This is a genomic window from Arenimonas sp. (assembly GCF_022842045.1).
Classification (GTDB): Bacteria; Pseudomonadota; Gammaproteobacteria; order Xanthomonadales; family Xanthomonadaceae; genus Arenimonas.
In genome coordinates this window covers 1-21,199 of the sequence record NZ_JALHQI010000051.1, presented here as the reverse complement: position 1 = coordinate 21,199, position 21,199 = coordinate 1, and the positions used below count along the sequence as shown (strand labels likewise).

The 21,199-nt window shown below is 69.8% G+C and carries 24 protein-coding genes; 10 read left to right on the top strand and 14 right to left on the bottom strand.

Features of this window, described 5'->3' with window-relative positions; translation table 11 throughout:
• The 3 genes from Q0C12_RS10945 to Q0C12_RS10935 form a co-directional block, all read left to right on the top strand.
• Nucleotides 1-1,248 (top strand): lytic transglycosylase domain-containing protein (locus Q0C12_RS10945; RefSeq protein ID WP_290890232.1); only part of this gene is annotated, 1,248 nt, incomplete at its 5' end.
• Complete coding sequence (locus Q0C12_RS10940; RefSeq protein ID WP_290890228.1) at nt 1,245-2,186, top strand: complex I NDUFA9 subunit family protein; 942 nt, start codon at nt 1,245-1,247, stop codon at nt 2,184-2,186. The genes Q0C12_RS10945 and Q0C12_RS10940, both read left to right, overlap by 4 nt.
• Before the next feature lies 1 nt (nt 2,187).
• Nucleotides 2,188-3,414 carry a multifunctional CCA addition/repair protein gene (locus Q0C12_RS10935; RefSeq protein ID WP_290890226.1) on the top strand — a complete coding sequence of 409 codons (1,227 nt, stop codon included), beginning with the start codon at nt 2,188-2,190 and terminating at the stop codon, nt 3,412-3,414.
• Between the two features lie 36 nt (nt 3,415-3,450).
• Here the strand turns inward: Q0C12_RS10935 and Q0C12_RS10930 are convergent, their stop codons facing one another.
• On the bottom strand, nt 3,451-3,855 hold the full coding sequence (locus Q0C12_RS10930) for a VanZ family protein (RefSeq protein WP_290890223.1): 405 nt from the start codon (nt 3,853-3,855) through the stop codon (nt 3,451-3,453).
• Nucleotides 3,852-5,036: an SAM-dependent methyltransferase gene (locus Q0C12_RS10925; protein WP_290890220.1), complete on the bottom strand. Its 1,185-nt coding sequence runs from the start codon at nt 5,034-5,036 to the stop codon at nt 3,852-3,854. The genes Q0C12_RS10930 and Q0C12_RS10925 overlap by 4 nt, the downstream gene beginning before the upstream one ends.
• A 55-nt stretch (nt 5,037-5,091) precedes the next feature.
• Between Q0C12_RS10925 and Q0C12_RS10920 the strand changes: the two genes are divergently transcribed.
• Entirely contained in the window at nt 5,092-5,826 is a 735-nt protein-coding gene (locus tag Q0C12_RS10920; RefSeq protein WP_290890217.1) for a pteridine reductase, read from the top strand.
• An 18-nt stretch (nt 5,827-5,844) separates the two neighbouring features.
• Here the strand turns inward: Q0C12_RS10920 and Q0C12_RS10915 are convergent, their stop codons facing one another.
• The 4 genes from Q0C12_RS10915 to tsaD form a co-directional block, all read right to left on the bottom strand.
• The gene (locus Q0C12_RS10915) at nt 5,845-6,678 is read right to left on the bottom strand and encodes a DUF6159 family protein (protein ID WP_290890215.1); all 834 of its coding nucleotides are present in this window, start codon (nt 6,676-6,678) and stop codon (nt 5,845-5,847) included.
• A 102-nt stretch (nt 6,679-6,780) separates the two neighbouring features.
• On the bottom strand, nt 6,781-7,272 hold the full coding sequence (folK, locus tag Q0C12_RS10910; RefSeq protein WP_290890213.1) for a 2-amino-4-hydroxy-6-hydroxymethyldihydropteridine diphosphokinase: 492 nt from the start codon (nt 7,270-7,272) through the stop codon (nt 6,781-6,783).
• Nucleotides 7,272-7,625 (bottom strand): dihydroneopterin aldolase, encoded by a 354-nt coding sequence (folB, locus tag Q0C12_RS10905; RefSeq protein ID WP_290890211.1) that lies wholly within the window; start codon nt 7,623-7,625, stop codon nt 7,272-7,274. Before folB ends, folK begins: the two co-directional genes overlap by 1 nt.
• Nucleotides 7,626-7,640: 15 nt before the next feature.
• Nucleotides 7,641-8,702 carry a tRNA (adenosine(37)-N6)-threonylcarbamoyltransferase complex transferase subunit TsaD gene (gene tsaD / locus Q0C12_RS10900; protein WP_290890208.1) on the bottom strand — a complete coding sequence of 354 codons (1,062 nt, stop codon included), beginning with the start codon at nt 8,700-8,702 and terminating at the stop codon, nt 7,641-7,643.
• A gap of 136 nt (nt 8,703-8,838) precedes the next feature.
• Here tsaD and rpsU point away from each other — a divergent pair, with 136 nt between their 5' ends.
• From rpsU to Q0C12_RS10875, 5 genes are all read left to right on the top strand, one after another.
• Entirely contained in the window at nt 8,839-9,054 is a 216-nt protein-coding gene (gene rpsU / locus Q0C12_RS10895; protein ID WP_002808376.1) for a 30S ribosomal protein S21, read from the top strand.
• Nucleotides 9,055-9,129: 75 nt separating this feature from the next.
• On the top strand, nt 9,130-9,576 hold the full coding sequence (locus tag Q0C12_RS10890) for a GatB/YqeY domain-containing protein (protein WP_290890205.1): 447 nt from the start codon (nt 9,130-9,132) through the stop codon (nt 9,574-9,576).
• Between the two features lie 48 nt (nt 9,577-9,624).
• Nucleotides 9,625-10,380: a class I SAM-dependent methyltransferase gene (locus tag Q0C12_RS10885; RefSeq protein ID WP_290890202.1), complete on the top strand. Its 756-nt coding sequence runs from the start codon at nt 9,625-9,627 to the stop codon at nt 10,378-10,380.
• A gap of 10 nt (nt 10,381-10,390) precedes the next feature.
• On the top strand, nt 10,391-12,121 hold the full coding sequence (gene dnaG, locus Q0C12_RS10880; RefSeq protein WP_290890198.1) for a DNA primase: 1,731 nt from the start codon (nt 10,391-10,393) through the stop codon (nt 12,119-12,121).
• A 130-nt stretch (nt 12,122-12,251) separates the two neighbouring features.
• Complete coding sequence (locus Q0C12_RS10875) at nt 12,252-14,195, top strand: prolyl oligopeptidase family serine peptidase (RefSeq protein ID WP_290890195.1); 1,944 nt, start codon at nt 12,252-12,254, stop codon at nt 14,193-14,195.
• Between the two features lie 225 nt (nt 14,196-14,420).
• On the opposite strand, the gene cyoE is transcribed toward Q0C12_RS10875, so the two are convergent.
• From cyoE to Q0C12_RS10855, 4 genes are read right to left on the bottom strand one after another with little or no spacing between them, the layout of a single operon-like run.
• A complete protein-coding gene (cyoE, locus tag Q0C12_RS10870) occupies nt 14,421-15,380 on the bottom strand; it encodes a heme o synthase (RefSeq protein ID WP_290890193.1) in 960 nt (319 codons plus the stop codon).
• Nucleotides 15,377-16,528, bottom strand: a complete 1,152-nt coding sequence (locus tag Q0C12_RS10865; protein WP_290890190.1) for a COX15/CtaA family protein — start codon at nt 16,526-16,528, stop codon at nt 15,377-15,379. Before Q0C12_RS10865 ends, cyoE begins: the two co-directional genes overlap by 4 nt.
• A 7-nt stretch (nt 16,529-16,535) precedes the next feature.
• Nucleotides 16,536-17,102, bottom strand: a complete 567-nt coding sequence (locus tag Q0C12_RS10860) for a hypothetical protein (protein ID WP_290890187.1) — start codon at nt 17,100-17,102, stop codon at nt 16,536-16,538.
• Complete coding sequence (locus Q0C12_RS10855; protein WP_290890184.1) at nt 17,099-17,800, bottom strand: SURF1 family protein; 702 nt, start codon at nt 17,798-17,800, stop codon at nt 17,099-17,101. Before Q0C12_RS10855 ends, Q0C12_RS10860 begins: the two co-directional genes overlap by 4 nt.
• Nucleotides 17,801-17,857: 57 nt before the next feature.
• Here Q0C12_RS10855 and Q0C12_RS10850 point away from each other — a divergent pair, with 57 nt between their 5' ends.
• Nucleotides 17,858-18,064: a twin transmembrane helix small protein gene (locus tag Q0C12_RS10850; protein WP_290890181.1), complete on the top strand. Its 207-nt coding sequence runs from the start codon at nt 17,858-17,860 to the stop codon at nt 18,062-18,064.
• Between the two features lie 111 nt (nt 18,065-18,175).
• On the opposite strand, the gene Q0C12_RS10845 is transcribed toward Q0C12_RS10850, so the two are convergent.
• The 4 genes from Q0C12_RS10845 to Q0C12_RS10830 all read right to left on the bottom strand — a co-directional run.
• Nucleotides 18,176-19,051 carry a cytochrome c oxidase subunit 3 gene (locus Q0C12_RS10845; protein WP_290890179.1) on the bottom strand — a complete coding sequence of 292 codons (876 nt, stop codon included), beginning with the start codon at nt 19,049-19,051 and terminating at the stop codon, nt 18,176-18,178.
• A 31-nt stretch (nt 19,052-19,082) separates the two neighbouring features.
• Nucleotides 19,083-19,688 carry a cytochrome c oxidase assembly protein gene (locus Q0C12_RS10840; protein WP_290890176.1) on the bottom strand — a complete coding sequence of 202 codons (606 nt, stop codon included), beginning with the start codon at nt 19,686-19,688 and terminating at the stop codon, nt 19,083-19,085.
• Nucleotides 19,685-19,813 carry a hypothetical protein gene (locus Q0C12_RS10835; protein ID WP_290890175.1) on the bottom strand — a complete coding sequence of 43 codons (129 nt, stop codon included), beginning with the start codon at nt 19,811-19,813 and terminating at the stop codon, nt 19,685-19,687. Before Q0C12_RS10835 ends, Q0C12_RS10840 begins: the two co-directional genes overlap by 4 nt.
• Nucleotides 19,814-19,840: 27 nt before the next feature.
• Nucleotides 19,841-21,199, bottom strand: a 1,359-nt coding sequence (locus Q0C12_RS10830; RefSeq protein ID WP_290890172.1) for a cytochrome c oxidase subunit 1, incomplete at its 5' end; no start/stop codon positions are given.

The following is a 21,199-nucleotide window of genomic DNA, read 5'->3' as shown; positions in this document are numbered from 1 at the left end:
CGGCTCGCCCGCCGCGACCCCGAGGCCGCGCGCACCCAGCTGGCGACGCTGGCCGCGGCGCTCGACATGGACGAGGCGCAGCGCGGCAAGGTGCTCTACCAGGTCGCGCTGTGGACGGTGGCCTCCTACCTGCCTGGCGCCGCCGATCGCCTGGCCGAGGTGCCGGAGAGCGCCTACGACGAGCGCCTGCACGAGTGGCGGGTGCGCGAGGCGATGAGCCGCCACGACACGGCGGCGGCGCTGGCCGCGCTCGAGCGCATGCCGGCGGCGCAGCGCACCGACCCGCGCTGGCAGTACTTCGAGGCGCGCCTGCGCGAGCGCAACAAGGAACGCGACCGGGCCCGCGCGCTGTTTGCGCAGGCGGCCAGCACCGCGACCTTCCACGGTTTCCTCGCCGCCGACCGGCTGAAGCTGCCGTACGCGCTGTGCCCGCTGGAGCCTTCGGCCGACGTGGCGCTGCGGCAGCGCGTCGCGACCCATCCGGGCCTGGTGCGTGCGCTCGAGCTGTACCGCCTCGACCGCCTGGGCCTGGCGATCCGCGAGTGGGCCGCGCTGGTGCGCGGGCTCAGCGCCGACGAACGCTACGTCGCCATTGCCTTCGCGCTGGATGCGGGCTGGCATGACCGCGGCGTGTTCACCATCGGCGACGCGCCCGACGCGCTGCGCTACTACGGCCTGCGCTTCCCGCTGCCGCACGAGCGCACCATTCGCCGCGAAGCGCGCAAGCACGCGCTGGACCCGGCCTGGGTGGCGGCGCAGACGCGGGCCGAAAGCGCCTTCATGGAGCGCGCGCGTTCGCCGGCCAATGCCCGCGGCCTGATGCAGCTGCTGCCGACCACCGCCGACATGACCGCCAAGCGCCAGGGCATCGCCTACCGCGGCGTGGACAGCCTGTACGACCCGGACATCAACATCATCCTGGGCACGGCCCACCTGCGTTTCGAACTCGACCAGCAGGGAGGCCTGCCCTACCAGGCCATCGCCGCCTACAATGCCGGGCCCGCGCCCGTGGCCCGCTGGAACCGCGACCGTCCCGGCTTCGAGCCCGATTTCTGGATCGAGACCGTGACCTACAAGGAAACCCGCGACTACGTGGCCCGGGTGCTGGCCTTCAGCGTCATCTACGATTGGCGCCTGGACGGCGACGCCGTGCCGGTGACCGAGCGCATGCTCGGCCGCACGGTGAACGCGGCGTCCCGGCGCAAGTTCCACTGCCCCACCCCTTCGAGCGCACCGAGCCCACCATGATCCGTCAAAACATCGTCATCCTCGGGGGCACCGGCTTCGTCGGCCGGCACCTGGTGGCCCGCCTGGCCGCCGACGGCCACGCCATCACGCTGCTCAGCCGCAACCTGGCCAGCCATCCCGACCGCCTGCTGCCGCCGGGCGTGGTGCTGCGCGAGGTCGACGTGTACGACCCGACCGTGCTGCGCCAAGCCTTCGCCGGCGCCGATGCCGTCATCAACCTGGTCGGCATCCTCAACGAGGCCGGCGACAGTGGCCGCGGCTTCCGCCGCGCGCACGTCGAGCTGACCAAGCTGGTGATCGCGGCGATGCAGCTGGCCGGCACCCGCCGCCTGCTGCAGATGAGTTCGCTCAACGCGGGCCGCGGCCAGAGCCATTACCTCAAGTCGCGCGGCGAGGCCGAGGCGGCGGTGAAGGCCTCGGGCCTGGACTGGACGATCTTCGAGCCCTCGGTGATCTTCGGCCACGGCGACGGGCTGTTCTGCCGCTTCGCGCAGCTGCTCAAGCTGGCGCCGGTGCTGCCGCTGGCGCGCGCGGGCTGCAAGTTCGCGCCGGTGTACGTGGGCGACGTGGTCGAGGCCTTCGTGCGCGCGCTGGGCAACCGCCGCAGCATCGGCGAGGTCTACGAGCTGTACGGGCCGGACGTTTTCACCATGGCCGAAATCGTGAAGATGACCGCGAAGGCGCGCGATCTCACCCGCATCGTGCTGCCGCTGCCCGACCTGCTCGGCCGCCTGCAGGGCTTCGTGTTCGACTTCGTGCCGGGCAAGCCGTTCTCGTCCGACAACTTCCGCTCGCTGGCCACCGACTCGGTCGGCGGCATCGACGGCCTGCACCGCCTGGGCATCGTGCCCACGCGGGTCAGCGCCAAGCTGCCGGAAATCCTCGGCCACCTGGACGATCGCCAGACGCGCTACGCGCGCTACCGCGCCGCGCGCTGACATGAAGGCCTACCGGGTCGGCGGCGCCGTGCGGGACCGGCTGCTCGGCCTGCCGGGCGGCGACCGCGACTGGGTGGTGGTGGGCTCGACGCCCGAGCAGATGGTGCTCGCGGGCTTCCTGCCGGTGGGCAAGGACTTCCCGGTGTTCCTGCATCCGGTGACCAAGGAAGAACACGCGCTGGCCCGCACCGAGCGCAAGACCGCGCCGGGCTACCGCGGCTTCACCTTCCACGCCGATGCCTCGGTGACGCTCGAGGAGGACCTGGCGAGGCGCGACTTCACCATCAACGCCATCGCCGAGGACGATGAGGGCGTCCTCACCGATCCGTTCGGCGGGCGCGCGGACATCGAGGCGCGCGTGCTGCGCCATGTCTCGCCGGCGTTCGCCGAAGACCCGGTGCGGATCCTGCGCGCGGCCCGCTTCCTGGCGCGGTTCGCGCCGCTGGGCTTCACCGTGGCGCCGGAGACGCTGGCGCTGATGCGCGACATGGTCGTGGCGGGCGAAGTGGACCACCTCGTCCCCGAACGCGTCTGGCAGGAGCTGAAGAAGGCGCTGGAGATGCCGCGCCCGTCGGCCGCCATCGCGCTGCTGCGCGAGTGCGGTGCGCTGGCGAAGCTGCTGCCGGAAGTGGATGCGCTGTACGGCGTGCCGCAGCGGCCGGAATACCACCCGGAAGTCGACACCGGCGTGCACGTGCAGATGGTGCTGGACATGGCGGCGCGGCTGGCGCCGGGCGATGCGCTGCTGGGCTTCTGCGCGCTCACGCACGACCTCGGCAAGGCGCTGACGCCGAAAGCAGAGCTGCCCAAGCACATCGGCCACGAGCACAGCGGCGTGCGGCCGCTGCGTGCGGTATGCGCGCGCTACAAGGTGCCGGCCGAATACGCCGCGATGGCCGAGATCGTGTGCCGCGAGCACCTCAACGTGCATCGGCTGGCCGAGCTCCGGCCCGAGACGGTGCACGACCTGGTCGCCCGCTGCGACGGCTTCCGCAAGCCCGAGCGCATTCCGCTGCTGGCGCTGGCCTGCGAGGCCGACAAGCGCGGGCGGCTGGGGCGCGAGGACGAGCCGTATCCGCCGGGCGCGCTGCTGGTTCGGCTGCACGCGGCGGCGCAGGCGATCTCGGCCGGGCATGCGGTGGCGAACGGGCTGCAGGGGCCGGCGGTGGGGGAGTGGCTTCGCAAGGCGCGCATTGCCGCGATTGCCGAGGCAAAGCTTCGGGACTGAAGTCCCTCCTACAGGGAGCTTGCTGTAGGAGGGACTTCAGTCCCGAAGCTTTTCACCCCGTAGCTTCGCATCCAACCACGCCAGCAGATGCCGCCCCGGCGTCAACGCCACGCCCAACCCCACCATCACCCCCAGCGCATTGGCCAGCATGTCCCGCGCATCGCCCTGCCGAGTCGTGGTGAGCGTCGCCTGCGCGAGCTCCAGGCCCAGCCCCAGCAGCATCAGCGCACCGGCCACCAGCACGCGGGCGCGCCAGCCTTCGAACAGCATCGCCGCCCACGCCGACAGCGTGAAGTAAGCGAGGAAGTGCCCGAGCTTGTCGGAGTCCGGGGGGCCGTCGAGTTCGATCGGCGGCAGCAGCGACAGTGCGATGCACAGCGCCCAGCCGAACAGCCAGACGCCCAGCCACAGCCGTGGCCGCTGCAGGTCGCGGCGGATCACAGGCGCCGGCTCAGGTCGCCGCGGGCGAACAGTGCGCGCACGTCGGCGCCGCGCTGGAAGGCCATCACCTGGAAGCGCTCGCCCATTTCGCCCGGCAGCGTCAGCCGCTTCACCTCGTTGTGGCGGTGGTGGCGCTCGACGGCGTCTTCGATCGCCTCGATCTCGGCCAGGCGCTCGGGCAGGCCGCAGCTGATAAGGAAACTGGCCTGGGCGCAGTAGCCCGCGAAGTCGAAGCCGGCGCCAACGCCCGCCTCGGCCAGCGCGGTGAAATCCACGAAGGCGGTGATGTCCTGCAGCCCCGGCAGGTGGAAAGGGTCGCCGTGCGCGGTATGCCGGTGGTGGCAGACCAGGGTGCCGTCGCTGCGCTCGGGCAGGTAGTACTCGTGGCGCGGGTAGCCGTAGTCGACGTAAAGCATCACGCCATCCCTGAGCAGGCCGCCCACGGCCTGGATCCAGTACGGCAGCTGCGGCAGCACTTCCGAACGGTAGCCATCGGCGAAGGGCTTGCCGATATCGCGCTCGATGTGGCGCACCGCGGCGTGCAGCAGCGCATCGGCCGGCTGCTCGACGCGGATCAGCGCGCCCTCGGGCGACAGCGCCACGTGCTCTTCGAACACCTCGCCGCCGCGCACCACGAAGCGAGGCGTTGGCAGCGCATCCAGCACTTCGTTGGCGAACAGCACGCCGCGCCATTCGGCTTCCGGCGGGCCGTCGAGCCACGTAACGCGCGCGAACACATCCAAAGGCAAGGTCGCGCGCAGCCGCTCGGCCTGGCGCTCGCGCAGGTCGGCACTGGGCTCGAGGATGAGGTAGCGCGCCGGCAGCGCGCCCATCGCCTGCCAGCGCCGCAGCGCCGCCTCGGCGAACGCCCCGCTGCCGCCGCCGATCTCGAAGAAGTCGGCCTCGCCGCCCAGCTGCGCGAACACCTGCGCCGCCGCCTGGGCGATGCACTCGGCGAAGGTCGGGCCCAGCTCCGGCGAAGTGACGAAATCGCCCTCGGCACCGAACTTGCGGCTGCCGGCGCTGTAATAGCCCAGGCCCGGCGCGTACAGCGCCAGCTCCATGTAGCGCGCGAACGAAATGACGCCGCCGCTGGCCTGGATCTGGCCGCGGATCAGGGAAAGCAGCTGGTCGCTGTGGGCCTGGGCGGCCGCGTCGGGGGCGGGGGCTTGCCGGGTCATGATGGAATCTTCAGGTGCCAGCGCGCAGGATACCGGCAATTCCACGGAGCCCCGAATGACCGCCCCCGTTGCCCTGATCACCGGCGCCGCCAAACGCGTGGGCGCCTGCATCGCCCGCCGGCTGCACGCCGCCGGCTACGACCTCGCCCTGCACCACCGCGCGTCCGCCGATGCGATGCAGGCCCTGGTCGCCGAGCTCGATACCGCCCGACCCGGCAGCACCTTGGTGCTGTCCTGCGAACTGGCCGACGACGTCGCCCTGCCCGGCCTGGTCGCCGACACCGTCGCGCGCTTCGGCCGCCTGGATGCGCTGGTGAACAACGCCAGCGCCTTCTATCCGACGCCCGTGGGCGCGGCCACGACGGTGCAGTGGGACGAACTGTTCGCCTCCAACGCCCGCGGCCCGTTCTTCCTGGCGCAGGCCGCCGCACCGCACCTGCGCGCCGCCGGCGGCGCCATCGTCAACCTGGCCGACATCTACGGCGAGCGCCCGCTGAAGAACCACACGATCTACTGCATGGCCAAGGCCGCCAACCTGATGCTCACCCAATCGCTGGCGAAGGAACTCGGCCCCGAGGTGCGCGTCAACGCCGTCGCCCCCGGCGCCGTGATGTGGCCCGCCGAAGGCAAGCCCGAGCACGAAAAGGCGGCGATGCTGGCCAGCACCGCGCTCAAGCGCGCCGGCGAGGCCGAAGACGTGGCCGAAGCGGTGCGCTGGCTGCTGCAGGACGCGCGCTACACCACCGGCCAGGTCATCCGCGTAGACGGCGGCCGCAGCCTCAACCTCTGAAAAACAAATGCACCAGGTTCATTTGGTTTTGAAGGCGGCCTGGAGTTCGGTGCTGGCGAAGCCCTGGGGGGCCTGGCCGTCCACGGCGTAGCGGTAGACGGCGGCGGAGTACACGCCCGAGAGCGCGGCCTGGATGACGGCGACGCCGGCGATGGCGATCACCGCGAGGATGATTGCGACCAGGGCCAGCTTGCCGCCGCCGATGGCCGCGGCGCCCACCACCATCGCGATCGAGGCGATCACCACCAGGGTGGTCAGGATGCCGAAGGCCAGGCCGATGCCGACGTTGCCGGCCACGTTCTCGCCCCAGGTACGCTTGAGCAGGGTCATCGATTCCTTCACCGCGTCGATCGGGCCGACGTCGCGGGTGACCAGGATCGGCACCACCAGGAAGGTGCCCACGGTCCAGGCCATGCCCAGCAGGCCGATCAGGATCTTGCCGAAGGCGCCGGCGCGCTCGCTGGCGGCCTTGAGCAGCAGGCCCACGGTGGCGGCGATGGCGGCGTAGCCCAGGATCACGCCCAGCTTGGAGCGGGCGATGCGCAGGCCGTCGGCCACCGTCGGGTCGCCGCCCTCGAGGCGGATCATCGCGGCGCCCACGAGCGCCGTATTGAAGAAGAAGATGACGAAGTACTGGCAGAGGTAGAACAGGAAGCCCACCACCGCGCCCAGCACGCCGATCTCGCCGCCCTCGAACAGGCGCAGCCCGACCACCGGCACCGCAAAGGTGGCCGCGACCAGCAGGGTGGAGATGCCCGAGATCACCGGGAACAGCAGCAGCTCCTTGTCGGAGCGCAGCACGGCGGCGCTGGCCTTGACCAGGGTCCAACTGCGGGCGAGACGGTCGAACATGACGGTGGCCTCCGGTGGGGACGCCAACAAATGAACCTGGTTCATTTGTTGGCTGGGTGGCCGTGATTATGGACGGGCGGCGCCTTCACGCAAGGCCGGAAGTCACCCCAGGGCGAGCGCGTCCAGCGCCGGCGGCGACATGGCGTCCGGGTGCGCGGCCCACAGTGCGGCCAGCGTGGCGTCGCCGCCGGGCACGCGGTAGTCCGGCGACAGGTCGGCCAGCGGCTTGAGCACGAAGGCGTGCTTCAGCTCCGGCCTCGGCAGCTCGAGGTTGCCGGGCCCCTTCAGCACGCGGTCGTCGTAGAACACGATGTCGATGTCGAGCGTGCGGCTGGAAAACCGCGGCACGTCGCGGCGCCGGCCCTGCCGGTCTTCCAGCGCGTGCAGCCAGTCGTTGAGCGCGAACGGGTCGAGGTCGCTGTCGATCACCGCGGCGGCGTTGAGGAAGTCCGGACCCTCGAAGCCGACGGCGGGCGTGCGGTAGACCGGCGAGAAGCGCACCGCGCCGAAGCGCGCGCGCAGCGCCTCGGCGGCGGCCGCGAGGTTCGCTTCGGCGTCCTGGTTGCTGCCCAGGCTCAGCCAGGCGGTGCCCATCAGGCGCGCGTGCGCTCGATGATGACGCCCACCGCCTTCGAGCCGCGCACGGCACCCGGCTTGCTCAGCTTCAGGCGCACGTGCTGCACGCCGAACTCGCCGGTGATGATGGCGGCGCAGCGCTCGGCCAGCGTTTCCACCAGGCCGAAATCAGACTCGGACACGTACTGGATCAGGCGCTTGCTGACGGCCTTGTAGTCCAGCGTGTGCTCGATGTTGTCGGTGGCGGCCGGCACGGTGTTGTCGAACGCCATCTCGATGTCGAGCACCACCGGCTGGCGGATCTTGCGCTCCCAGTCGTAGATGCCGATCACGCACTCGATCTCGAGCGCCTCGATGAAAACCTTGTCCATGCCTCGCGACCTCTCCTAAAGGGGCGGCAAGCTTGCCATGTCCCAGCGTGGCGTCACGGTGACGGCCGGGGCCTCGTGCTGGCCGGCCTGCAGCCGCAGCGCGCCGGCGAAGGCGATCATGGCGCCGTTGTCGGTGCAGAAAGCGGGCCTGGGGAAACAGACCCGACCTGTAGGAGGGACTTCAGTCCCGAAGCCCTTGGCCGAACGCTTCGGGACTGAAGTCCCTCCTACAAGGGCGTTCAGGCGGGCGCGGAGGCGGACGTTGGCGCCGACGCCGCCGGCCACCACCAAGGTGCGGGCGCCGGTTTGCCTCAGGGCGCGCTCGCACTTGATGGCCAGGGTCTCGACCACCGCGTCCTCGAAGCCGCGGGCGATGTCGGCCCGGGTCTGCGGGGACCGGTCCGACGCCTGCCAGGCCAGCAGCACTTGGGTCTTGAGGCCCGAGAAGCTGAAGTCGAGCCCGGGCCGGTCGGTCATGGGCCGCGAGAACTTGAACAGTCCGGGGCGGCCGGATTCGGCCAACCGGGCCAGCTCGGGGCCGCCGGGGTAAGGCAGGCCCATCAGCTTGGCGGTCTTGTCGAAGGCCTCGCCGGCCGCGTCGTCCAGGGTCTCGCCCAGCAGGCGGTACACGCCGATCGCGGCGACTTCGACCAGCTGGGTGTGGCCGCCGGAGACCAGCAGGGCCACGAACGGCGGCTTCAGGCCCGGGTCCTCGAGCAACGGGGCCAGCAGGTGGCCCTCCATGTGGTGCACCCCGACGGCCGGCAGGTCCAGGGCCCAGGCCAGGGCCCGGCCGGCCGCGGCACCCACCATCAGGGCGCCCACCAGGCCCGGGCCGGCCGTGTAGGCCACCCCGTCCAGGTCGGCCACGCCCAGCCCGGCCTCGGCCAGGGTCTGGCGTACCAGGGGCAGCAGCTTGCGGACGTGGTCGCGGCTGGCCAACTCGGGCACGACCCCGCCGTATTCGGCGTGCAGGTCGATCTGGCTGTACAGGGCGTGCGCCAGCAGGCCGCGGTCGGTGTCGTACACCGCCACGCCGGTTTCATCGCAGCTGGTTTCGATGCCCAGGACGCGCATGTGCCTGTTTCTTGGGGGTAAACCGCGGGATTCAAGGATTTCCCGGGATTCAGGCTTGCCTGCGGCCCCGGGGCCCGCGTATCATACGCGGCTCGCCGGCCGTGCCGGGCGAAATCCACGTATCCAGGAATTCCACATGCCGTCTGTCAAAGTCCGCGAAAACGAGCCGTTTGAGTTTGCGCTGCGTCGCTTCAAGCGCACCTGCGAGAAGGCCGGCGTCCTCGCCGAGACCCGCAAGCGCGAGTTCTACGAGAAGCCGACCCAGGAGCGCAAGCGCAAGGCCGCCGCCGCGGTGAAGCGCCAGCTGCGCCGCAGCTCGCGCGACGTCACCAAGCGCCAGCGCCTGTACTGAGCCGCTGTGCCCTCCAAGAAGCCGGCGCGCGCAAGCGTTGCCGGCTTTTTGTGTTTCTGATCCCCGGAGAACGCCATGAGCATGAAAGCCCAGCTGGTTGAAGACATGAAGGCCGCGATGAAGTCGGGCGAGAAGGATCGCCTGGGCGTCATCCGCCTGATCAACGCCGCGATCAAGCAGAAGGAAGTGGACGAGCGGGTCGAGATGACCGACGCGCTGGTGCTGGCCGTGCTGGAGAAGATGGTCAAGCAGCGCAAGGACTCGATCAGCCAGTACGACGCCGCCGGCCGCGACGACCTCGCCGCCATCGAGCGCTACGAGCTCGGCGTGCTCGAGGCCTACCTGCCCGCGAAGATGGACGCCGCCGCGATCCAGGCCGCCATCGACGCCGCCAAGGCCGAGACCGGCGCCGCCGGTCCGGCCGACATGGGCAAGCTGATGGGCGTGCTCAAGCCCAAGCTCGCCGGCCAGGCCGACATGGGCCTGGTGTCGCAGCTGGTCAAGAAAGCCCTCGCGGGCTGAGGCCGCGCCCGCTCCCTGTAGGAGGGAGCGGGGCGGTATCCTGAGCGCATGGATTTCACCAAGGACATCCGCTACCACGACTCGATCGCGGACGAGTACGACGACGTCGTGCTCGCCCCGCGCGAGGCCGCCACGCAGCGCCTGTTCGCGCCCGCCCTGCGCCGGCTCGCGAAGCACGCCCCGTTCACCCAGATGCTCGACCTGGGCTGCGGCACCGGCCACATGATCCGGCGCGCCGGCCCGCTGGCCGCGCGGGTCACCGGCGTCGACCACAGCCCGGGCATGCTGGCCTCGGCGCGGCGCATGGTCGAAGCGCGCGGGCTGTCGCACGTGCGCCTGGAGCAGGGCGACCTGGAAGCCTTCCTCGCCGCGCATCCGGACCATGCCGACCTCGTGACCGCCGTCGGCGTGCTGCACCACCTGGGCGAGGACGGCATCGACCGCGTGCTGGCCGCCATCCACCGCAGCCTGCGCCCCGGTGGCTGGGTGCTGCTGGCCGAGCCGGTGGCCGACGGCCCGATCGTCGAGCCCGACGCCATCACCCGCTGGAACCGCGCCTCGCTCGCCGCCACCCGCGGCTACCGCGCGCCCGAGGAAGACCCGGACGAGGCGCCGCTGCCGCCCGCCCTGCTGCGCGCCGCGATCCTGCGCGCGGGCTTCCGGCCCGACTACGAGCGCCGCCGCTGGGAGGTCTACAACCACAGCGAGCAGCCCGGCCTGGCCGAGCGCCTGAAGATCGAGTGGCTGCAGTGGCGCCACCGCGGCACCGGCTTCATCTACGCCTGCCTCGCCCGCAAGGCCTGAACCCGCCGCCATGGCCCGCCTGCCCGACGCCTTCATAGACGACCTGCTGGCGCGCACCGACATCGTCGAGGTGGTGGGCACGCGCGTGCCGCTCAAGCGCCAGGGCCGCGAGTATTCCGCGCGCTGCCCCTTCCACGACGAACGCTCGCCGTCGTTCACGGTGTCGCCGACCAAGCAGTTCTACCACTGCTTCGGCTGCGGCGCGCATGGCACCGCGATCAGCTTCCTGATGAACTACGACCGCCTAGAGTTCCTCGACGCGGTGGAAGAGCTGGCCAAGCGCGCCGGCATCGAGGTGCCGCGCGACACCCGCCAGGCGCACCAGGGCAACGAATCGCGCGAGCTTTACGCGGCGCTCGAGGCCGCCGCGAAGTTCTTCGTGCAGCAGCTGGCCGGCAGCGAGAAAGCCCGCGGCTACCTAGAGAAGCGCGGCGTGGACGCGGAGAACCAGGCGCGCTTCGGCATTGGCTACGCGCCCGACGGCTTCAATGGCCTGAAGGACGCGCTGGGTACCGACGAGCGCCGCCTGAACCTGCTCGACAAGACCGGCATGCTCTCGCGCAGCGACAGCGGCCGCGTGTACGACAAGTTCCGCGACCGCGTGATGTTCCCTATCCACGACCGCCGCGGCCGCGTCATCGCCTTCGGCGGCCGCGTGCTCGACAAGGACGACGGCCCGAAGTACCTGAACTCGCCCGAGACCGCGCTCTTCCACAAGGGCCGCGAACTCTACGGCCTGTGGCAGGTGCGGCAGGCGCACTCGAAGATCCCCAGGCTCGTCGTCGTCGAGGGCTACATGGACGTGGTGGCGCTGTTCCAGTTCGGCGTGAACACCGCCGTGGCCACCCTGGGCACCGCGACCACGTCCGACCACGCCGAGCTGCTGTTCCGCAACGCCGCCGACGTGTACTTCTGCTTCGACGGCGACCGCGCCGGCCGCGGCGCCGCGTGGAAGGCGCTCGAATCGGTGCTGCCGCGCATGCGCGACGGCCGCCAGGCCTTCTTCCTGTTCCTGCCCGACGGCGAGGATCCCGACACCATCGTGCGCAAGGAAGGCGCGGCCGGCTTCGACGCGCGGCTGGCGCAAGCCACGCCGCTGTCCGAGTTCTTCTACGCCGAGCTGTCGAAGGACGTGAACCTGGCGGGCATGGAAGGCAAGGCGCGTCTGGCCGAACGCGCGAAGCCGCTGCTCGCGGGCATCCCGGACGGCGCTTTCCGCGACCTGATGCAGCAGCGGCTCACCGAGCTCACCGGCGTCGGCCAGCGCGCCGCCACGGCGCCCGCCCCGCAGGCCACGCCCTCGATGCGCGGCCGCGGCGGTGCGCCGGCGCCGAAGATCAGCCTGGTGCGCGCCGCCATCGCGCTGCTGGTGCAGCAGCCCGCGCTGGCCGAGGCGATCGAGCCGCCCTACCGCTTCGGCATCCTGCGCCAGCCCGGCATCCCGCTGCTGATGGAACTGATCGAGCTGGCGCGCGCGCGCCCGGGGATCAGTACCGGCGGCGTGCTCGAGCATTTCGCCGAGCGTGAAGAAGGCGCGGCGCTGCAGAAGCTTGCGATGCAGTCCTTCCCCGGCGAAGTGGCCACGCTGCGCCAGGAATTCCTGGACGCCCTGGCCCAGCTCGACAGGCAGACCCGCCAGCAGCGCCTGGACGAGCTGCAGGCGCGCATCAACGAAGTCGGCATGTCCGGCCTCGGCGACGCTGAGAAAGCCGAGCTCCGCGACCTTCACACCGCCCGCTAGCAACGCCCTGTGGGAGGGACTTCAGTCCCGATGCTCTTCGGCGAAAAGCATCGGGACTGAAGTCCCTCCCACAGGGACGGGGTGCGCGCTATCCTCGGGATTCATCATCAAGCCCGGGGGGGCCTTACACATGCGCTTCACACCTTTGATCCTGTCGCTGGCGCTGGTCGCGCCGTCCTTCGCTGCGACGCCGCCGGCGGTGGTGCGCGAGGAAGTCGGCAACCGCGTCAGCGAGAACGTGCCGGCGGTGCCGGCCGAACTCGTCGAACGCCTGAACCGCTACCAGAACACCCGCGGCGCCAGCTTCAGCGGCTGGCTGCCCGACGGCAGCCTCGTCATCAACACGCGCTTCGGCGAGACCAACCAGGCGCACCGCGTGCGCATGCCCATGGGCGCGCGCGAGCAGCTCACGTTCTATCCCGAACCGATCAGCGCGGTGAGCCCGGCGCCGGGCAAAAACGGTTTCGTGTTCGGCAAGGACGTCGGTGGCTCCGAGTTCTGGCAGCTGCACTGGTTCGACCTCGACACCCGCGCCGTCACCCTGCTCACCGACGGCAAGCGCAGCCAGAACTCGGCCCCGCTGTGGTCGAAGGACGGCAAGCAGCTGGCCTGGTCCAGCACCGCGCGCAACGGCACCGACTACGACCTGTGGATCCGCGACATGGCCACCGGCGAATCGCGCATGGTGCTCAGCGAGGGCGGCCTGTGGAACGCCACCGGCTTCTCGCCCGACGGCGGCAAGCTGCTGGTGACGCGCTACGTCTCGATCAACGAGTCCTACCCGGGCGAGCTTGACCTCGCCACCGGCAAGCTCGAGATGTTCCCGGTCGATGGCGGCCGCGCCGCGTTCGGCGGCTTCCAGTACGCGCCGGACGGCAAGGGCGTGTACTTCATCTCCGACGAGGAGCGCCAGTTCCGCACCCTGCGCTTCCACGACCCCGACAGCGGCCGCACCGAGCTGCTCAGCGGCAACATCCCCTGGGACGTCGAGGGCTTCGACATCAGCGCCGACGGCAAGCACCTGGCCTTCTCGACCAACGAGGACGGCATCGGCAAGCTGCACGTCATCACCCTGCCCGGCCACCAGCCGGTGGCCCTGCCCGAGCTGCCGGTGGGCGTGATCGGCAACTTCGGCTTCTCGCCCGACGGCCAGCGCCTGGCGGTGACGCTCAACAGCGCCACCTCGCCCAGCGACGTGCACGTGGTCGAGCTCGCCGATGCGCGCCTGGTGCAGTGGACCGCCAGCGAAGTCGGCGGCCTGGACGTGTCCAGGTTCCGCGCACCGACGCTGGTGCGCTACGAGACCTTCGACCAGGTGGACGGCAAGCCGCGCACCATCCCGGCCTTCTACTACCGCCCGGCCGGCGACGGCCCGTTCCCGGTGGTGATCAACATCCACGGCGGCCCGGAAGCGCAGTCGCTGCCCAGCTTCAACCCGACCATCCAGTTCATGCTCGAGGAGCTGAAGGTGGCGGTGCTGGTGCCGAACGTGCGCGGCTCGGCCGGCTACGGCAAGGACTACCTGCAGCTCGACAACGGCATGCTGCGCGAGGACTCGGTCAAGGACATCGGCGCCCTGCTCGACTGGATCGCGAAGCAGCCCGAGCTCGACGCCAACCGCGTCGGCGTCTCCGGCGGCAGCTACGGCGGCTACATGGTGCTGGCCAGCATGACCCACTACAACGAGCGCATCCGCGCCGGCATCGACGTGGTGGGCATCTCCGACTTCGGCACCTTCCTGGCCAACACCGAGAGCTACCGCCGCGACCTGCGCCGGGCCGAGTACGGCGACGAGCGCATCCCGGAGATGAAGGCCTTCCACGACCGCATCGCGCCGCTCAACAACGCGCACAAGATCACCCGCCCGCTGTTCGTCGCCCAGGGCCTGAACGACCCGCGCGTGCCGTGGACGGAAGCCGAGCAGATCGTGAAGGCGGTCCGCGGCAACGGCGGCGACGTCTGGTACCTGCTGTTCAAGGACGAGGGCCACGGCTTCCGCAAGAAGACCAACGCGGACTACTTCGGCGCCGCCAGCGTCCTGTTCTGGCAGCAGCACCTCATCAACGCCAAGTAACCGGCCGGGCACGCGTCTTCGGGCGCGTGCCTGCCCGGCTCGTCCCGGAGGTCGTGGGATTGGCGCGTCGCGCTCTCGGGTGAGGGCGTGCGTGTTTGAACGCGGATCAGAGCGGATGCACGCAGATAAGAGCAGATGAATCAGAAGCGATTGGATTGGTTTGCTGCGAGTTCAATGTGCTCGCGCTAGCCAAACCAAGGCTTGGCTCTACACGCCATGCCCCAGTCAAGCCGCGGCTGGCAAGAACTCGAGCGTGGGAGCGGCCACGGCGGGCGGGAGGAGCCAGTGGTCGGCGAGGAGGAAGGCGAACAGGGCCATCAGGTAGACGATGGAGTAGTTGAAGACCTTCATCGCGTAGAGCTCGCCCGGTGGGTCGAGCAGGCGGATCGCGTAGTAGAGGAACACGCCACCCAGCACCAGCGCCCCGCCGAGGTAGAAGACCCCGGCCATCTTGGTGGCCCAGGGCAGCACTGTCACCGCCAGCAGCAGCACCGTGTAGAACAGGATCTGCCAGCGCGTATACGTGACGCCGTACACCACCGGCAGCATCGGGATCAGCGCCTTGGCGTAGTCGTCACGGCGGAAGATGGCCAGCGCCCAGAAGTGCGGCGGCGTCCAGACGTAGATGATGAGCACCAGCAGCAGCGCATGGTCGTAGTGCAGCGGCGCGCCGGCCAGGCCGAGGAAGGCCGTGCCCGCGGGCCAGCCCTTCACCGCGGCCCAGCCCAGCAGCGGCGGCGCCGCGCCGGCCAGGCCGCCGATGACGATGTTCTGCGGCGTGGCGCGCTTGAGCCAGCCGGTGTAGACGATGGCGTAGCCAATCAGCGAGGCGAAGGTCAGCGCCGCGGTGAAGCCGTTGACGCGCCAGGCCAGCAGCACCATCGACAGCACGCCCAGCGCGACCGCGAAGGCCAGCACCTGCATCGGCCGCAGCGAGCCGGTGGCCAGCGGGCGGTGCTGGGTGCGGGCCATCAGCACGTCGATGCGCTGGTCGAGCAGGTGGTTGATCGCCGCCGCGGACGACGCCGCCAGCCAGATGCCGATCGCGCCGAGCACGATCCGCCCCCAGGGCCAGGGCTCGCCCGGCTGGATCGCCAGGAACATGCCGATGATCGCGGTGAACACGATCAGCGCGACCACGCGCGGCTTGGTCAGTTCCCAGTAGGCGGCGAACGGCGTGCTCACTCCGGTGCCCGCAGCCGGGCCAGCAGGCCCACGACCGTGAACAGCAGCAGCGCGGCGCCGGCATTGTGCGCGGTGGCAACCCACAGCGGCAGGCCCAGCACCACGTTGCTGACGCCCAGCGCGACCTGCGCCGAGAGCAGCGCCAGCAGCACGATGCCCCAGAACACCAGGCCCGGCGTGCGCACCATGCGGATGCCCACCACCAGCAGGTGGCCGATGACCAGCAGCGCCATGATGCGGTGGCTCATCTGGATGGCCACGCGCGCGGCGCCGTCGAGCACGCCGCCCTCGTAGTCCACGCCGATGCCGCGCCAGAGCACGAAGCCCTCGCGGTAATCCTGCTCCGGCCACCACTGGCCCAGGCAGGTGGGGAAATCGGTGCCGCAGGCGAGCGCGGCGTAGTTGGCGCTGGTCCAGCCGCCCAGCGCGATCTGCACCACCAGCAGGCCCAGGCCGATCCACAGCAGGCGACGCAGGCGCGGCGCCTCGGCCAGCACCAGCGCACTGCCGGGCATGGTCTTGAACGCCAGCCAGGTGAGCATGGACAGCGTGAGCAGGCCACCGAGCAGGTGCGCCATCACGATCACCGGCTTCACCAGCCAGATGACCGTCCACATGCCCAGCACGGCCTGGAAGATGATCACGCCCAGCAGCAGGCTGGAGAAGCGCGCGGCATCGGCGTTCGAGCCGCGCCAGGCGTGCGCGACCAGGATCAGCTCGGCGACGATGAACAGCGCCACCGAGATCGCGTGGTTGCCTTCGAACTGCCCTTCGATGCCCGTGTAGATCGGGATCGACAGCGCCACCAGCGCCGCCGCGGCCAGCACGCTGGCGACGCCGTGGCGGTAGCGGCGCGCGCCCAGCAGGGCCAGCACCAGCACGAACACGCCCAGCAGCGCGGCGATGTGGCGATGGAACTGCTCGCGCCAGGCCTTGCTGACCTCGACGGCACGCTCGTAGGTTTCGTTCGCGCTGGCGATCTCATGGTCGAGCGTGGGCCAGGTGGCCTTGCCGTAGCAGGTCGGCCAGTCGGGGCAGCTCAGGCCGGCATTGGAGAGGCGGACGAAGCCGCCGAACACGATCACGCAAAGGGCCAGCAGCACGGCGGCCCAGGCGAGGCGGTGGTAGTGGCGATGGGGGCTGTTCATGGGGTTCCTACTTCAACACACGTCCGAGGTCCTTGCGCAGACCGGACGGGTCGAAGCCCGGGGCGTAGCGCAGGACCAGGTAACCATTGGAATCGGCGAGGTAGACCGGCAGCGCGTCGGCGCGGGCCTGGTCCGGGAGCTTTCCCTGCAGGGCGGCACTGGGCTGCATCGGCACCAGGCCGCTGAACTCGGGCGCGCCGGCCGGCAGCTCGCCGAACCAGAGCACCTTGAGCTTCTCGGCGTGGCGACCCTCCGAGTACCAGACGCGGTGCAGGGCGTTCAGCAGCTGCCCGCAGGGCTCGCCGCAGTCGGCCGGCGGGGCCACGAGGATGTGCCAGTGGCGATCGGCGGGCGTCCAGGCCCAGGGCTGGCCGTCGGCGCGCACGAGGGCGACGTCGCGCAGGTCCGGGTACGGCGACAGCATCTCGCCGATGTTGCGGGTGCTGGTCGGCTTCCAGCCGCCGAAGAACAGCAGGGCCGCGACGCCGAAGCTGCCCAGGAACATGGCGGCGACCAGCAGCAGCGAGATGCGTGAGCGGGTCTGGTTCGGCGTGCGTTGGTTTTCGGCAGTCATCGGCGTCGGCGCAGGTTGAGTACTATCAGTATCACGAGGGTGGCCAGCGCCAGTCCGAACCACTGGACGGCGTAGCCGCGGTGTTTTTCCGGCGGCAGGGTGTTGGAAAGCAGCTCCAGGTCGCGCGCGTGGCCCAGCGGAACCGCAGGATCCAGCCGCAGCACGCGCGCCGCCAGTGCCGGATCGGACGCCCAGGCGGCGCTGACCTCGGCCGGGTCGAGCCGCGTCGCCAGCCAGGCACCATCCTGCTCCACCAGCCCCGGGCCCAGCCGCAGGCCTACCGACGGCGGCGCCACCAACAGGCCCGCCAGCGCATGCTCGCCTTCGGGGCAGCCCACCGCCGGCAGCGCGCGGTCGGGCGCCACCGGAAGCCAGCCCAGGTCCACCAGCAGCGGCGTGCCGCCGTCCACCGGCGCGGCGGCGCAGTACAGGCGCATGCCCACCTGCTGGCCACGGCGCTGATTGTCCAGCCACAGGCGCGGCGTTGCCGTGAAGCGCGCGCGGCCCACTACCTTGTCGATGCCTTCCGGCCGGGCCAGGGTCTCGGCCAGCCCGCGCGCCGGCCCGGCCAGCGCGGCGTCGGCGGCGGCCAGCTGCTGGCGCTTGATGCCTTCGCGCGAAAGCTGCCAGCGGCCCAGCTGGGCGAAGCCGAGCGCAAGGCACAGGCCGAGAACGCTGAGGACCAGGCGGCGGTTCACGCGATTCGCGCTCCACGGGCGGATAATGCGGGCTTCCCCAGACACCGGGCGGTAGTCGTGCAGAAACTCCTCATCATCGCTGTCCTGATCGTGATCCTCTGGAACCTGGGCGCCGGCCTGTATTACATGATGGTCGACAAGGGCAAGACCGACCGCACCGTGAAGTCGCTGACCTGGCGCATCGGCCTGTCGGTGGGGCTGATCCTGCTGGTCATCGCCGGCATCTTCACCGGCGTCATCAAGCCGCACGGCATCGGCGGTTGAAGAAAAAGAAGGGCCGGCGCGATGGCCGGCCCGTCCTGGATCTTGCAGGAGGGACTTCAGTCCCGAAGCTTCCCGGCCAAGAACTTCGGGACTGAAGTCCCTCCTACGGGGTCAGAGCACGTAGACGAACAGGAACAGGCCGAGCCAGACCACGTCCACGAAGTGCCAGTACCAGGCCACGGCCTCGAAGGCGAAGTGGTGGTCCTTGCTGAAGTGGCCCTTCAGGCAGCGCAGCCAGATGATGGCCAGCATCAGCGTGCCCAGGAACACGTGCATGCCGTGGAAGCCGGTGAGCATGAAGAAAGTGGAGCCGTAGATGCCCGAGCCCAGCGTGAGGTTCAGGTCGCGGTAGGCGTGGATGTACTCCTCCGCCTGGTAGAACAGGAAGATCGAGCCCAGCAGCACGGTGGCGCCCAGCCAGACCAGCAACGAGGTGCGCTTGCCGGCCTTGAGCGCGTGGTGCGCGATGGTGATGGTGACGCCGGACGCCAGCAGGATCAGGGTGTTGATCAGCGGCAGGCCCCAGGCCGGGATGGTCTGGAAGCTGCCACCCAGCTGCTCCGGGCCGGCCGACGGCCAGCCGGCGACGAAGCCTTCCCACAGGAACTGGTTGGTCAGCGCACCGTCGCCCTCGCCCGAGAGCCACGGCAGCGCGAACTGGCGGGCGTAGAACAGGGCGCCGAAGAAGGCCGCGAAGAACATGATCTCCGAGAAGATGAACCACATCATGCCCATGCGGAACGACGCGTCGACCTTGTCGTTGTACTTGCCCGCCAGCGACTCGCTGATGACGTTGCCGAACCAGCCGAACAGCACCGCCATCGTGGCCACCAGGCCGACGTAGAACACCGGCTGGCCCCAGGCCTGGCCGTTGAGCCAGTTGGCGACGCCGATCATGGTGATGAACAGCGTGATCGAGCCGACGAAGGGCCACGGGCTGTGGTGCGGGACGTAATAGATGTTCGGATCGTCGTGGGTCTGTGCCATGGGATTCCCCGGTATTCCTGTAAGGCGTGGGTCAGGGCGCGCTGCGGGCGGCGGACGGCGCGGTGCCGGCCTCGCCCACCAGGCGCGCCGTGGCCGGCTCGTTGCTGAAGAAAGTGTAGGACAAGGTGATGGTGCTGATGTGCTCCGGCAGGTCGGGGTCGACCACGAAGCGCACCGGCATCAGGCGCTCCTCGCCGGCGTGCAGCAGCTGCTCGGTGAAGCAGAAGCACTCGGTCTTGTTGAAGAAGGTGGACGCGGTGGACGGCGCCACCGACGGCGCGGCGTTGCCGACGATCGCGTGGTCGGACGTGTTGCGGGCGATGTAGTTCGCCTCGTAGGTCCGGCCCGGGTGCACCTGCATGCTCAGCACCTGCGGCTTGAAGGCCCAGGGCAGCTTGGAGTTCACGGTGCCGTCGAACTCGACCGTGATGGTGCGCGACTCGTCGACCACCAGGCCCGCGACGTGCTGCTCGCCGGCCGGGCCCTGCTCGAGCTTGATGCCGAACACCTTTTCGCAGGCGATCTGGTACAGCGGCACCAGCGAGAAAGCACCGACGAAGGACAGCGCCGACACCATGGCGATGGTGCGCAGGCTGGACTTGACCGACGGGCGGGCCACGTTGCTTTCGGTGCTCATGGCAGCATCACCGAGAGCAGGAAGGCCGCGTAGATGCCGACCGCGACCAGGCCGATCGCCCACGCCGTTAGGCGCGTGCCGCGGCGGCGCTTCTCCAGGTCGGTCTTGTCGGTGGGCTGGGTCATGGCGGTCTCGGGCTCAGGCGGGCGACGTCAGTGGGTGACGTCGCCGTGGGCCAGGTCGCCGTCCTTGATGACCGGCGGCACGGTGAAGGTGTGGTGCGGCGCCGGCGAGGCGACGGTCCACTCCAGGCCCTTGGCGCCTTCCCACGAACGCGCCTCGGCCTTGACGCCGCCACGGGCGGCCTTCCAGACGATGTAGGCGAACAGCAGCTGGCTGATGCCGAAACCGAAGCCACCGATGGTGGACCACTGGTTGAAGTCGGCGAAGGCCACGTTGTAGTCGGGCACGCGGCGCTGCATGCCGGCCAGGCCCAGGAAGTGCTGCGGGAAGAACAGCAGGTTCACGAAGAACGTGGACAGCCAGAAGTGCCACTTGCCCAGGGTCTCGTTGTACATGTGGCCGGTCCACTTCGGCAGCCAGTAGTACACGCCGGCCATGATGCCGAACACGGCGCCGGTCACCAGCACGTAGTGGAAGTGGGCCACCACGAAGTAGGTGTCGTGGTACTGGAAGTCGGCCGGGACGATGGCCAGCATCAGGCCCGAGAAGCCACCGATGGTGAACATGATCACGAAGCCGAGCGCGAACAGCATCGGCGTCTCGAAGGTCATCGAGCCGCGCCACATGGTGGTGGCCCAGTTGAACACCTTCACGCCGGTGGGGATGGCGATGAGCATGGTGGCGTACATGAAGTACAGCTCGCCGCCGAGCGGCATGCCCACGGTGAACATGTGGTGGGCCCAGACGATGAACGACAGGAAGGCGATCGAGGCGGTGGCATACACCATGGCCTGGTAGCCGAACAGCGGCTTGCGGGCGAAGGTCGGGATGATCTCCGACACGATGCCGAAGGCCGGCAGGATCATGATGTAGACCTCGGGGTGACCGAAGAACCAGAAGATGTGCTGGTACATCACCGGGTCACCGCCGCCGGCGGCGTTGAAGAAGCTGGTGTCGAAGAACTTGTCGGTCAGCAGCATGGTGACCGCGCCTGCCAGCACCGGCATCACGGCGATCAGCAGGAAGGCGGTGATCAGCCAGGTCCACACGAAAACCGGCATCTTCAGCAGGTCCACGCCCGGGGCGCGCATGTTGAGGATGGTGGCGATGATGTTGATCGCACCCATGATCGAGCTGATGCCCATCAGGTGGATGGCGAAGATGGTGAACGCGGTGCTGGAGCCGCCCTGCAGCGACAGCGGCGGGTACAGCGTCCAGCCGCCGGCCGGGGCGCCGCCGCCGATGCCGAAGAAGTACAGGAACAGCGGCATCAGCAGCAGGGTGAAGGCGAACGGCATGATCCAGAAGGACCAGTTGTTCATGCGCGGCAGGGCCATGTCGGGCGCGCCGATCATCAGCGGGATCATCCAGTTGGCCAGGCCCACGAA